The sequence below is a fragment of the Demequina flava genome (assembly GCF_000975035.1).
Lineage (GTDB): Bacteria > Actinomycetota > Actinomycetes > Actinomycetales > Demequinaceae > Demequina > Demequina flava.
Window position 1 is genome coordinate 647,507 of record NZ_BBRA01000002.1, and the last position, 12,612, is coordinate 660,118.

General features: G+C 63.1%; 11 protein-coding genes. 5 read left to right on the forward strand and 6 right to left on the reverse strand.

Annotated features, from left to right (window positions below):
* Positions 1-2 precede the first annotated feature (2 nt).
* Entirely contained in the window at positions 3-1,655 is a 1,653-nt protein-coding gene (locus tag AOP74_RS11650) for a ribulokinase (protein ID WP_061962520.1), read from the reverse strand.
* Between the two features lie 113 nt (positions 1,656-1,768).
* On the opposite strand from AOP74_RS11650, the gene AOP74_RS11655 reads away from it, so the two are divergent.
* Together AOP74_RS11655 and AOP74_RS11660 are read left to right on the forward strand one after the other, a co-directional pair.
* Positions 1,769-2,740, forward strand: a complete 972-nt coding sequence (locus AOP74_RS11655; RefSeq protein ID WP_061962521.1) for a sugar-binding transcriptional regulator — start codon at positions 1,769-1,771, stop codon at positions 2,738-2,740.
* Between the two features lie 180 nt (positions 2,741-2,920).
* Positions 2,921-3,586, forward strand: a complete 666-nt coding sequence (locus AOP74_RS11660; RefSeq protein ID WP_061962522.1) for a transaldolase family protein — start codon at positions 2,921-2,923, stop codon at positions 3,584-3,586.
* Positions 3,587-3,654: 68 nt separating this feature from the next.
* On the opposite strand, the gene cimA is transcribed toward AOP74_RS11660, so the two are convergent.
* Positions 3,655-5,250: a citramalate synthase gene (gene cimA, locus AOP74_RS11665; protein ID WP_061962523.1), complete on the reverse strand. Its 1,596-nt coding sequence runs from the start codon at positions 5,248-5,250 to the stop codon at positions 3,655-3,657.
* A gap of 295 nt (positions 5,251-5,545) precedes the next feature.
* Entirely contained in the window at positions 5,546-6,325 is a 780-nt protein-coding gene (locus tag AOP74_RS11670; protein ID WP_061962524.1) for an alpha/beta fold hydrolase, read from the reverse strand.
* A gap of 110 nt (positions 6,326-6,435) precedes the next feature.
* Between AOP74_RS11670 and AOP74_RS11675 the strand changes: the two genes are divergently transcribed.
* Together AOP74_RS11675 and AOP74_RS11680 are read left to right on the forward strand one after the other, a co-directional pair.
* The gene (locus tag AOP74_RS11675) at positions 6,436-7,056 is read left to right on the forward strand and encodes a TetR/AcrR family transcriptional regulator (RefSeq protein WP_061962525.1); all 621 of its coding nucleotides are present in this window, start codon (positions 6,436-6,438) and stop codon (positions 7,054-7,056) included.
* A gap of 31 nt (positions 7,057-7,087) precedes the next feature.
* Positions 7,088-8,440, forward strand: a complete 1,353-nt coding sequence (locus AOP74_RS11680) for a nicotinate phosphoribosyltransferase (protein ID WP_061962625.1) — start codon at positions 7,088-7,090, stop codon at positions 8,438-8,440.
* Positions 8,441-8,444: 4 nt separating this feature from the next.
* Here the strand turns inward: AOP74_RS11680 and AOP74_RS11685 are convergent, their stop codons facing one another.
* The 3 genes from AOP74_RS11685 to AOP74_RS11695 all read right to left on the reverse strand — a co-directional run bounded on the left by AOP74_RS11685 (position 8,445) and on the right by AOP74_RS11695 (position 12,051).
* A complete protein-coding gene (locus tag AOP74_RS11685; protein ID WP_061962526.1) occupies positions 8,445-8,996 on the reverse strand; it encodes a M48 family metallopeptidase in 552 nt (183 codons plus the stop codon).
* Between the two features lie 119 nt (positions 8,997-9,115).
* A complete protein-coding gene (locus tag AOP74_RS11690) occupies positions 9,116-10,897 on the reverse strand; it encodes a glycoside hydrolase family 9 protein (protein WP_061962527.1) in 1,782 nt (593 codons plus the stop codon).
* A 47-nt stretch (positions 10,898-10,944) separates the two neighbouring features.
* Positions 10,945-12,051: a branched-chain amino acid aminotransferase gene (locus tag AOP74_RS11695; protein WP_061962528.1), complete on the reverse strand. Its 1,107-nt coding sequence runs from the start codon at positions 12,049-12,051 to the stop codon at positions 10,945-10,947.
* Between the two features lie 165 nt (positions 12,052-12,216).
* Between AOP74_RS11695 and AOP74_RS11700 the strand changes: the two genes are divergently transcribed.
* Complete coding sequence (locus tag AOP74_RS11700) at positions 12,217-12,600, forward strand: RidA family protein (RefSeq protein WP_061962529.1); 384 nt, start codon at positions 12,217-12,219, stop codon at positions 12,598-12,600.
* The last annotated feature ends 12 nt before the right edge of the window (positions 12,601-12,612 follow it).

A 12,612-nucleotide genomic window follows, 5' to 3' on the forward strand; every position in this document is an offset into this window, starting at 1 on the left:
TACTAGGAGGAGTGAGCTCTCAAGGAGTGCATCAGTTCCCGGTCAGCGTTCCCAAAGTGCTCGTACAACCGGTGATAGAGGTCGTAGAGGCCATCAAATTTCTTGGCCCTGCGGGCGTTGGGGAAGTATCTGGTCGCAATCGGACTAGCGATCTTGGCAGCCTCGTCGAATGAACCGAAGCCTCCGAGATCAGGACCGGCCGCGATAGCTGCGTGGAGTGCAGCACCTACGGCAGGAGTGTGAGCTGAGTCGCTCACTTCGATCTCCACGTTGAGGACATCGGCGAGCGTTTGCATCAACAACGGCGCCTTTCTGGGAAGACCCCCGCACGCGACAATTCGCCGGACAGGGAGGCCCGCATCCTGGAATGCCTCGATGATTCGTCGCTGTCCGAACGCCGAGCTTTCGATCAGTGCTCTATATACGTGCTCCGGCTTCGACTGCAGTGTCAATCCCACGAGTAGCCCGCTGAGGTGCGAGTCCATCAAGGTGGATCGATTTCCGTTGAACCAGTCCAGCGCAACGATCCCACTCTCACCGGGCTCCATGGCAGCGGATCTTTCTTCAAGCAGCTCAAATGTCGTTTGTGAGCGTGACTCCGCTTCGATTTCGTATTCAGCGGGGACAAAATTGCGTACGAACCAACCGAAGGTGTCGCCGACGCCGGCTTGCCCCGCCTCATATGCCCAGTAACCAGGAATCAAACCGTTGAACACCACACCTGCGGCACCAGGCACAAACTGCTTCTCTTCGGAGAGCATGAGGTTGCACACTGAAGTACCCATGACAAGGAGCATTTCGCCCGGTTCGGAGACACCAGCCCCAAGCACCGCAACGTGCGCATCGAGGTTGCTCGTACTCACGATAGTTTCGGGCGAGAGGCCTAGAATCTTCGCCCACATTGGAGTCAGGGTGCCGGCGCGGTCGCCAGGCTCTAGAAACGCGTGGCCATACTTTTCCAACATCTTCGAGAATCCCGGAGACAACGCCTCAAGGAACGCTGGGGACGGGTAGCCGATGTCACGCTGATATGCGGCCTTATATCCGGCAACCGCCACTCCCCGGGCCTCTGTGCCCACGAGAGTTGAGACGAGCCAGTCGCCGCACTCGTAGATTCGCTCCGCAGCGTCGAAAACTACGGGAGCCTCCTCGAACCATTTAAGCGTCTTGGCAAGCACCCATTCCGCAGAGACTTTGCCCCCGTAGTAGTTGAGGAAGACCTCTTGCCTGAGTTCTGCGAGGGCGTTGACGCGGTCTGCCTGCGGCTGCGCGGAGTGGTCCTTCCACAACTTTGCATACGCGTGGGGCTCTGACCTAAACGCATCGAGATCTGCTAACGGAACGTCATTGGCGTCGACAGGGATGAGGGTGCAGGCAGTGGTATCGATGCCGAGCCCCAACACCGCCTCGGGGTTGATCTCGTCGTGGCCGAGGACTCCCTTGACGGAAGCGACGAGGGCTTCAAGGTAGTCCGCAGGGTACTGAAGCGCCCAGTCGTTCGGTAACTTCTTGCCGCTTTCGGGAAAGATGTCGTCCACTACTCCATGGCGGTACGCAGACGATGCGATTGCAACTTCCCGACCGTCGGACAAATCAATTGCCACTGCGCGACAGGTCTCAGTGCCAAAGTCAACACCGATTGCGTACTTAGTCACGCGTTTTCCTCTCCGTTGAGCATCGGACACGTGGTCCGACCTTCGTTCCTATGCGGCTCCGGAGTCGCACTCTATGGTGCGCATTTCGAGGAACTCAACGATACTGTGCTCATATGAGCAAAGAATCTGATCGGCTGCAGTCAGCTGCTGGCGCGCTGGCACACGATGACCTCCTCATGGAAGTCGCAAGAAGTCACTACTTTCACGGCCTCTCGAAGGTCGAGATTGCGACTGAACTCGGGTTGTCCCGGTTCAAAATTGCACGCCTCCTCGACGAGGCGCTCGAGCGGGGGGCGGTCAGAGTGACATTGCACCGACCACGTGAACGTTGGACCGGATTGGCGATGCGCCTCAAGGAGCGCTTCTCACTTCAACATGCTGTGGTCGTGAATGCCGGCAGCGGGAACCCGGTTCACATCAGGCAAGCGCTCGGACGCGAAGGCGCCTTGCTTCTACAGCAACACCTCTCTCACGAGGACGTACTTGGAGTGGGGTGGGGCCGCACAGTGAAAGCTACTGCGGACTACGTGACGTCACTCCCCAAGTGCACGGTAGTCCAACTGGGAGGAATCGCAGGCAATCCCGGCGAGAACCTCATGGACCTCGTTCGAATTTTCTCCGGCATCACTGGGAGCGAGGCATACCCGCTCTACACGCCGCTCGTAGTGCCGAGTATTGAGACAGCAGAGAGCCTCAAACAGGCGCCGGAGATCAGCGCCACGATCGACCGCTTCCGGGACGTCTCGGTCGCGATCGCCTCGGTCGGCAGCTGGAACCCACCGAACTCGCAGTTGCGCATGTTCTGCTCCCCTGAAGTGCGAGAGGACCTCGACAGAAGAGGCGTCCAAGCAGAAATCTGCGGAGTGCTACTCGATAGCGAGGGGAATGAGATCGAAACGGCGCTGAAGGGCCGAATCATCTCGGCCACCTCCAGTGACCTGCGCCGCATTCCGACTGTCATCGCTATCGCTGGGCACCCCTCGAAAGCAGCCGCCCTTCGCGCGGTTCTGAAAGGCGGATACGCGAACATGTTGGTCACCGACACACAGGTTGCGCGCCTGCTACTCACTGACGATGCGAAGTAACGGATCATTCACAAAGGGGAGCGACAACTAGCCAGCCGGACCACGCGCAAGGAAAGCGATGCGACACACAGAGGGATCGAGCCGACAACGATGCTCATCTGAGCGAAAAATCGGGTGGGTGGGACCAGTGCAGGTGTTAGGTTGCGGACAATCACAACTACCAAGACTCTGGGAGATCCATTGACGCACCCACGCCTCTTCCTTGATTCCGCGGATAGAGCACGCAGCACTGACCTGTTCAGCACTGGAGTTTTCTATGGCCTCACGACGAATCCCACGATTCTTGACAGAGATGGTTGCAGCGTTCGAGACCTTGCTTCCGTCTACGCCTGGGCGCACGACGCCGGCGCCCAGGAAATCTGCTTCCAAGCATGGGGCCCGAATACGTCCACGTTGCTGTCCAATGCTAAACAAATCTTGAGAATTGACCCCAACATCATCGTCAAGCTGCCTGCAACGCGAGACGGCTTCGCTGCGGCACGGATCCTGAAAGAACATGGGACAACCGTGCTCATTACAGCGGTCTACCGCGCCTTTCAAGTGGCCGTCGCGGAGGCGATCGGCGTCCGCTATGTCGCACCTTACTTCGGCCGAATCAATGACGGTGGCAGAGACGCTAGCCAAGAAATCGCGGCAATGCAGAAAATATCGGAGCGCGGACACAGCCACACGCAAGTACTGGCAGCAAGTCTGAGGACCGTCGACGACGTCGCCGGCCTGTGCGCACTGGGGGTTCCTGCGCTCACACTAAACCTAAACTTGGCGGAAGAGATCCTATCCGCGCCTGAATCTGTCGCTGCCGCACTAGAGTTCGAGCGCGTTATCGACGCTTCTCTCGAAAGGTAATTCGTGCGGTCTTCGATACTGCTCGACCAGCTTGAGGCAACGGCCGAACAGTACCGAAGGACAACTCTTTAGCGCCGCGAGACGCCTTCCTTGATGAGTCCGTAGACCAGCGAGTCAACGAGCGCTTCCCAGGACGCCTCGATGATGTTGGGGCCTACGCCGACGGTGCGCCAGGTCTCCCCCGTCTCGCCGTGCACGGTCGTGATCAGGACGCGCGTCACGGCGTCAGTACCGTGCGATGCCTCCATGATGCGAACCTTGAAGTCGGTCAGTTCGAAGCGCTCGATTTCGGGGTACACCGCGCACAGAGCGCTGCGCACCGCGTGGTCGAGGGCGTTGACGGGACCGTTTCCTTCGCCGACCGCGACCTGTCGGGTGCCGCCCGCAACGAGCTTCACGATCGATTCGGCGTCGGCATCGGTGGGGTCGCCCAACTTGGATGACACACGCACGCGCCAGGTCTCGACGTCCCAGAACGTGTTGTCCTCGCCCATCTCGTCGCGAAGTACCAACTCAAACGAAGCATCGGCCGCATCAAAGGTGTAGCCGGCGGCCTCAGCGTGCTTGACGCGGTCGGTCACGCGGCCCAGAAGTTCGCCCTGACCCTCAAGGTTGAATCCGAGCTCCTTGCCCTTGAGCTCGATCGAGGCGCGCCCCGCCATGTCGGACACGAGCATGCGCAAGCCGTTTCCAACCTTCTCCGGCTGAGTGTGCTGGTAAAGGTCGGGGTCCACGCGGATCGCGGATGCGTGCAGGCCCGCCTTGTGAGCGAACGCGGAGGCACCGACGTAGGGCTGACGCGCGAAGGGAGCGATGTTGGTGATCTCGGAGATCGCGTGGGCGATGCGGGTCGACTCGGTCAGGCCCGCACCCTTGAGGACGCTGAGGCCCTTCTTGATCTCGAGGTTTGCGACCACGGAGACGATGTCCGCGTTGCCGGTGCGCTCGCCGTAACCGTTGATGCAGCCCTGGACGTGCGTGGCTCCGGCGGCGACGGCGGCCATGGAGTTCGCGACCGCGCAGCCAGAGTCGTTGTGGGCGTGCATACCGAGCACGGTATCGACCTTGGAGCCGACGGCGCGCACGATCTCGCTGACGTCGTCGGGGAGCATTCCGCCGTTGGTGTCGCACAGGCACAGGGTGTCGGCGCCACCGGCGACCGCGGCCTGGAGGGTGCGCAGCGCGTAGTCGGCGTCGTAGCGGTAGCCGTCGAAGAAGTGCTCGGCGTCCATGATGACGCGGCGCCCCTCGCCGGTGAGGAAGGCGAAGGTCTCCTCGATCATCGCGAGGTTCTCGTCGGGGGTGACGCGAAGTGCGCGCTCGGCGTGGCGGATGTCCGCCTTGCACACGAGCGTGACGATGGGTGCCTCGGAGTCCAGCAAGGCGCGCACCTGGGGGTCAGATGCGGCCGTGGTGCCGGCCTTGCGCGTCATGCCGAACGCGGCGAACTGCGCGTTCTTGAACGACAGCTCCTTGTTCACGAGGCTAAAGAACTCAGTGTCCTTGGGAACCGCACCGGGCCAGCCGCCCTCAATAATGCCGACACCGAGCTCGTCGAGCAGTGGGGCAATCGCCATCTTGTCCGCTACGGACAGGTTCATGCCTTCTTGCTGCGCACCGTCGCGCAGGGTGGTGTCGTAGACCTCTACCTTGAGATCCGTCATGGTGCGGGCTCCTTGTGAAGTGTCATCATTCCGTGCGGCCGGCCGCTAGGCGGCGGTGCTTGTGGCGGTGCCGGAGAGTTTTCCCAACAAAAAAGCCTCCCAAGGGTACGGGAGGCTGCGCGTCGGGGAATTCTCTCGCCGACGCGCTACGGAATGATGATCGCGGTGTACATCGAGTTCAGTATGGCACAGGGCCGATGCTGCGGGAACCCCAGGCGCTCAGGCTCCGGGGGCGCTGTGTGGCACCGAGAACGCGACGTGGTCGAGCATCGATCTCGAGCAGCCGGTCCACGCCTCAGGGCTTCAGCCGCGCAACCAACTCCGGCAGCAGCACTTCCGGTGCCACCATGTGGTCCTGTTTGGGGATCACTGCCACCTCTCCGCCCACCGCCGTAGCGAGCGCATCAGCGACCACGTGCAAGGATGCCGGGCTGCGCTCCCCCACCACCACGTGCACAGGGGAGGTGACCGCCGCCGCAACCTCGGTCGGGGGAAGGTCCGCCGTGAGCTCCATGTCGTAGCGCACGGTGGGTGCGAGCGCGACCATCGTCCGCCAGCCCCCGAACATGGGCAGTAGAGCGACAAACACACGTGGCATGCCAATCCCGGTCAGGAAGCGCCGCAACGCGGCAGCGTCCTTGCCGCGGTCGAGAAGATCGTCCACGTGCGACCTCAGCGCAGCGTATTCATCCTTTTCCTTCTCATCCGCCACCCAGGGGGCGTCGTAGAGCATGGTGGCTTGAACTTTCTCTCCCAGTCGATGAGCGGCGTGGAGCGCGATCACGGCGCCGGACGAATGCCCGTAGACATAGGCCTTCCCGCCTACTTGGTCGATCATCGCCTCCAGGTCGTCCACTTCCCGCTCCAGAGACCATGGCTCGCCCGCGCCAGAGTCACCCCGGCCGCGACGGTCGTAGGTGATGACTTGGAAGGCCTTCGCGAAGGACTTGGCATCCTTAACAATGGGGCCAAACCTACGAAACACCGTTGCTCCGGTCACGTAGATCAGCGGCGGCCCCTCACCTTGAATGTCATAGGCGAGCGTGGTGCCGTCCTGTGAAGTTGCGACGTTCATGCGGTGCTCGTTTCGTCGGGAGCGGTGTTGCCGGGATTCTTGACTTTCTAGACTACGCCGTCTTATATCTAGAAACTAGACTACTTAGTCTCACGAATCAAGGAGCCCACGTGACCATCAGGCCAACGTCGCTGGAGAAGCGGCGAGCAGTGCTGGCTGCCGCCGAGGAGGAATTCCTCAGCGGCGGCTACGACACTGTGTCGATGGATCGCATCGCCGCGCGCTCGGGCGTCGCCAAACAGACGCTCTACGCGCACTTTGGCAGCAAGGAAGGCCTGTTCCTGCAGTTGGTGACCGCAATGACCGAGGAAACTGGTGACCGCGTCCACGCCGATCCCCTCGCCGTCACCTCCGCTGGGGACCTGCCCGATGCACTCCACCGCTTACTGTCTAGACAGCTCGACCTGGTGCTCACGCCACGACTCATGCAACTGCGCCGACTCGTCATCGGAGAGCTGGGCCGCTTCCCCGACCTTGCCCGCACGCTCGCAGAACGCGGCCCGCACAGGGCCATTGACATCCTCGCCGATGTGCTGGCTGACCTCGACGCACGCGGCCTGCTCGCAGTCCCCCACCCCGGGCAGGCAGCTTCGCAGTTGAACTGGCTGGTGATGGGCCAGCCGGTGAATGACGCGATGCTGCTAGGCGATGCCAGCATTCCGTCTGCGGCTGAGCGAGACTCGCACGTGCGTGCCGCGGTCAGAACGTTTCTCGCGGCGTATGGAACGTAACGCCGCCCGCACTCGTGCCACGATGGGTCGCATGACGCTCCCCGGCACTAATGCCGCCACCAGCGCCCTCGCCACCGACCAGTACGAACTCACCATGGCCGCGAGCTACTTCTCGCAAGGCGTGACCGGGTCGGCGGTCTTCGACCTGTTTGTGCGCCGGCTACCGCTTGAGCGGCGGTTCCTCGTTGCCGCGGGCCTGGCCGATGCGTTGAGTTACCTCGATCAGTTGCGCTTCACTGATTCGGATGTCGAGTACCTGCGCTCGCTGGGCACCTTCAATGCGGATTTCCTGGACTACCTCGGGGACTTCCGTTTCACCGGCGATGTGTGGGCGATCCCGGAAGGCGAGATTTGCTTCCCCGACGAGCCGCTGCTCCGCATCGAGGCGCCCATCATCGAGGCCCAGATCGTGGAGACGGCCCTGCTGTCCACGGTTGCTCATCAGACGGCCATCGCGTCCAAGGCCGCGCGCGTGGCGCTGGCCAGCGGCGAACGGGGCTTTGTCGACTTCGCTTCGCGGCGCGCACACGGGCCGGAGGCTGCGGTGCGAGGCGCACGCGCCGCGTATGTGGCGGGCGCTTCGGCTACCAGCAATGTCTTGGCCGGCAAGGCGTATGGAATACCGCTGAGCGGCACGATGGCGCATTCGTATGTGATGGCCTTTGAAGACGAGGTGGACGCGTTTCGACGTTTCGCCCGCGACTTCCCCACGTCCGCGGTGCTGCTGATCGACACCTACGACACCGTGGAGGGCGCGCACCGCGCTGTCCAGGTCGCGCGTGAGCTCGCCGACGAGGGCGTTCGTCTGCGGGGCGTCCGGCTCGACTCAGGAGACTTGGCGGCGCTGTCGCACAAGGTGCGGGAGGTGCTTGACGAGGGCGGCCTTGAGGATGTCCGCATCATCGTGAGTGGCGACCTCGACGAGTATCGGATTACCGAGCTGCTAGAGGCGGGGGCTCCATGCGACGCCTTTGGCGTGGGAACCCAGATGGGAGTGAGCGCCGACGCACCCGCGCTCAGCGCCGTCTACAAACTCGCGGAGTACGAGGGTCGCCCCGTGCTGAAGATGTCCACGGGCAAGGACTCGCTGCCCGGCCGCAAGCAGGTGTGGCGCCGTGAAGTCGACGGCGGCTTTGGCGCCGACGTGATCGGGCTCGCAGACGAGTCGCTGGAGGGACGTCCACTCCTCGAACACGTGATGGCTGACGGCTCGCCCGTAGGAGAAACCCGGTCGCTAGCCGATGCCCGCGACCGTTGCGCCCGCGCGCTGACGTCGCTGCCAGACAGCCTCCGCTCGCTCGACGTCAGCGACCCACAGGATGAGGTGCCGACGTCCCCACGGCTGCGCGCGCTCGTCACCGAGGTCAACGCACTCCGGAACTGACGCGCTACCGCTGAGGCTTCTTCTGCAAGGACCGCAGCGCCGCGCGCCGCGCCTTCCAGTCCGGAAGGTGCCGGTCCATAATCGCGTAGAAGCCGAGACCGTGATTGGACTCGAAGAGGTGCGCGAGTTCGTGAACCAGCACGTACTCGAGTGCGTCGCGCCCGCGCCGACCAAGTTCGACATTGAGCGAGACTCGGCGTCGCACAGCGTTACAACTGCCCCATCGCGACGTCATGATCTTGAGGCTCACCCGCGGCTCAACATCCACGCCCATCCGCTCACACCACATCGGCATCAGCTCGTCGAGTTGCTCCCAGATCCACGCCTTCAACTGCTCGGCCTCGGGCCCGGCCTCAAGCTGCGGCGGCAAGTCAGTAATGAGTGAGCGCCGCTTCTCAATCCAGCCCGATTTGGCGCGGACAAAGCCGTCGATTGTCGACCGCGACATCGAGTACGGCGCGCTCACGGCCAACGAACCATCGGCAACGACGCGCAGCCAAACGCGACGCATACCCTTCTTGCGGGTCAGCGTGTACTCAGGAGTGGACTCGTTCATATCGCCACAAGGCTAAGCGCACCGCACGGTACGTCACAGACACGTCACACTTCTTGGGACACGGACCGCAGGCTCGCTCACCTGGGGACGACGCCCCGCATGGCAAGAATCCACAGCCCCTACGAGACCTCAGAGACTCGAGCCTCGGGGAACGCGAGAAAGAATGCCGCCGCCGCGAGCGCCGAGTTCCAGTTGATCGTGATCTCGTTGGTCGCCCACGAATGAATGTCGTCGACGTACGCTAGCTGCGGAGCGCAGTCTCCGTCCGGGTACTTCTCCCGGATGGCGTCGTCCCAGGTCGGGGTATCCGCGTTCGGGCCTCCCGCGACAGACCCGTTCGGAGGGTGTGGAAGCGTCGGGTCGACCTGGTGGGCGAACCACCGTGAGTGCTGATTGTGCACAGAGGTAACGCCGTAGCCCGTAATGTACGACAGCCCCAGCGCGTTGCGACCAAGCAGGTAGTCGATGCTTTCTTGAGCCGAGCGCAGTAGCGCAGCATCGCCGCTCAGGTCATACCCGGAGCCGAGCACCACGATGTTGTTCAGGATCTGGCTATTGGATCCCCACACGAACCCATCGGCTGGCAGCGCCATCCCGAACGGCTGAGCATCCTGCACGGCGGCAATCATGTGCGCACCCGCTACGACCTGCGCCGCGATCGCTTTGCGGTCCCTGAACCCGCTGTCCACGGTCGCGAGGTTGATCTTTGCGATGGCATCCAGCCGGTCCCAACTGAATCCCCCGAGCGGAAAAGAGTCGGCTGTGTGGACGTCGGAAGCGAGCAAGAAGTCTTCAAATTCCTGCTCACCCGTCGTCAGATACAGCTCGGCCGCCGCCCAGTAGAACTCGTCGCGAACGTCATCGTCGTCGTAGGGACCGCCTCCAAAGAAGCCATCGGCTTGCGGGGCATACACGTCGGGGTGGCGCACGGCCGCAGACCACGATGTCCGTGCTGCCTGCAGCAAGCGTGCCGCATAGTTTGCGTCGTATGGCTCCCACAGCCGCGCACCCTGGGCGGCGACGGCGGCCACGTTGAGGGTGGCTGCCGTCGAGGGCCGGTGGAGGTAGCGGGTGTTCGGTCCGTCCGCAGGTAATAGCGGCAGGCCGGTCCATCCATAGTCGTGCACCTTGTGATGAGCCATACCCGCCATCTCTTCACCGGCAGGCACCATCATCGACGTCATGAAGTCCAGCTCCCATCGGGCCTCGTCAAGCACGTCAGGGACGCCGTTGCCGTGTTCGGGCAACACCAGGGAACGATCGCCTAGGGCCGATGCTGCGGCACCTCCCGCACGTGCCGCACGCTCCCACACGCCCAACAGTTGGGCGACGGCGATACCGCCGTTCACGACGTACTTGCCGTGGTCCCCGGCGTCGTACCAACCCCCGACGACGTCGAGGGAGTAGCCCGCAGTCCACGGGGTTCCGTACACCTTGTCGGAGTCCTCCGCCGGCTGGCACGGGACGTCATAATCGCCCTGGTTGATGTCGTTGTCGCTTGGTCGCGAGATGTGGCCGGCGGCCCGCGCGTACTCGGGACCCACCAGGGACTGATCAATCTTTATCCCGGACCGCGCCAAGTAGAAGTAGTTGAGCGCGTCGCGAGTCAGCGGCTCGTAGAGACCCGCACGGACCACAATCGGATCGCTCTCGACACCACACGCCCGCACCACGTACGTGCCAGGTTCAACGAGCTGAGAGAAGTCGATGACATGCACGTGACTGCCCGCGGACGGGTCCACGCCAGCCACAACTGTGGTCCTCTGTGCCACCACCTGACCGTCCCCCGTCGCGACCTCCCAGTCCACCGCATCGGCCCCCTCAAAGACCAACGTCGCGCGTTTGGGCCCGTCGGGTAGATAGCCGTATTGGTTGACGTGGATGGTGGGCTCAGCGCTCACAGGGGCGTCCTTTCTCACAGCCGCTCAGGGCAAAAGGGGGACGCCCTTCACGATACGCGGGTCATCCACCCAAAGCGATCCTCAGCGCGCCCGTACTGAATATCAGTCAGGGCGCCGCGGACGTGCATGGTGAGCGTTCCCGGCCCGCCGTCGGCAACAACCTCGTCAAACGACGGCGACACTAGGCGCGCGATTGGCGTCACCACGGCGGCGGTTCCACAAGCAAATAACTCCACCACGGACCCATCGGCAATACCCGACCGCAAGTCCTCGAGCGCGATGTCCCGCTCGACGACCTCGCGACCCTCGGCGCGCAGCAGTTCAATCACAGAGTCGCGCGTCACGCCCTCGAGGATCGTGCCGGTGACCCGCGGAGTGACGACGGTGCCATCGCGACGCACTGCGAAAACATTCATTCCACCGAGCTCCTCGATGTACTTGTCCTCGCGCGCATCAAGGAACAGCACCTGGTCGCACCCGTTGTCCTGAGCCTGTTGTTGCGGCATGAGCGAGCCTGCGTAGTTTCCGCCGGTCTTGGCCTGGCCAGTTCCGCCTTCGCCCGCACGATGGAAGCCCTGCGCGACCCAGATCGACACGGGCCGCACGCCGCCCGCGAAGTACGCGCCCACGGGGCACGCCATCAGCAAGTACTCGACTTCATGAGAGGGGCGCACGCCCAAGCATGCCTCCGTGCCCATCAGCAGAGGTCGTAGGTAAAGGCTGGATTCGCCCTGGGTCGGCACCCAGTCGCCGTCGACCGCGAGCAGGGCCTCGACCGATGCAAGAAACTCGTCCTCGCTTACAGGAGGGAGCGACAGCCGGGCGGCAGATGCTGCCATGCGCCGAGCGTTGCCCTCGGGCCGGAACAGCCGCGTCGAACCATCAGCCCAGCGGTACGCCTTGAGGCCTTCAAACACCTGCTGCGAATAGTGCAAAACCGTCGCGCCCGGGTGCAACGATAGGTCAGCGAACGGTTCCACTCGACGATTTCCCCAGCCGCCCTCAAGCGTCCAGGTCGCGCGGGCCATGTGGTCGGTAAAAACCATGCCGAAGGCGGGGGCTTCCATCGCGAGTTCGCGGTCCGGGGCCGATGCTGCATTCGGGTTCCGCTCGAGCGCGTAGTCGGCTGCGGTGACAGGGGCTGATACGTCCATTCCGTCACCATATCCGCGCCCCCTCTCCCCTGGCCGTACATACACGGCGGGGATCCGGACTCCGAGACTCCCTGGCCGTCACTTTTCGTCGTGCAACCCGCACCACGCGGACGTACCGTCAAGAAGTAAGGCCACCACAGCATCGGCCCGCCCCAAGGAGGAAACATGGCGATCACTCACATCAACCCCGAAGGTATGCACGCCTCGCCAGTGTTCTCGCAGGCAGTCGTAGCATCCGGCACCCGCACTGTGTACGTGGGAGGCCAGAACGGCACCGACGAGTCCGGCGCGATCAACGGCGACCTCGTGGACCAGACCGAGCAGGCGCTACGCAACCTGTTGACGGTCTTGTGGGCGGCCGATGCCACACAGGCTGACGTCGTGAAGCTCACCATCTACCTGCATGAGGACGGCGACGTTCAAGAGGCGTTCGCAGGGTCGCAGGAGATCTGGGGAGCCCAGCCCGTGCCAATCACGGTGGTGAAGGTGGCCGGCTTCGCACGCGCCGAAGCGCTCGTAGAGATTGAGGCGATTGCTGTCGTGGACTGACGTCCCCGCCAC

Excerpts from the sequence above, each read along its gene's own strand:
- AOP74_RS11655 (WP_061962521.1), top strand. The coding sequence starts at position 1,769 with ATGAGCAAAGAATCTGATCGGCTGCAGTCAGCTGCTGGCGCGCTGGCA.
- cimA (WP_061962523.1), bottom strand. The coding sequence starts at position 5,250 with ATGACGGATCTCAAGGTAGAGGTCTACGACACCACCCTGCGCGACGGT.
- AOP74_RS11670 (WP_061962524.1), bottom strand. The coding sequence starts at position 6,325 with ATGAACGTCGCAACTTCACAGGACGGCACCACGCTCGCCTATGACATT.
- AOP74_RS11680 (WP_061962625.1), top strand. The coding sequence starts at position 7,088 with ATGACGCTCCCCGGCACTAATGCCGCCACCAGCGCCCTCGCCACCGAC.
- AOP74_RS11685 (WP_061962526.1), bottom strand. The coding sequence starts at position 8,996 with ATGAACGAGTCCACTCCTGAGTACACGCTGACCCGCAAGAAGGGTATG.
- AOP74_RS11695 (WP_061962528.1), bottom strand. The coding sequence starts at position 12,051 with ATGGACGTATCAGCCCCTGTCACCGCAGCCGACTACGCGCTCGAGCGG.
- AOP74_RS11700 (WP_061962529.1), top strand. The coding sequence starts at position 12,217 with ATGGCGATCACTCACATCAACCCCGAAGGTATGCACGCCTCGCCAGTG.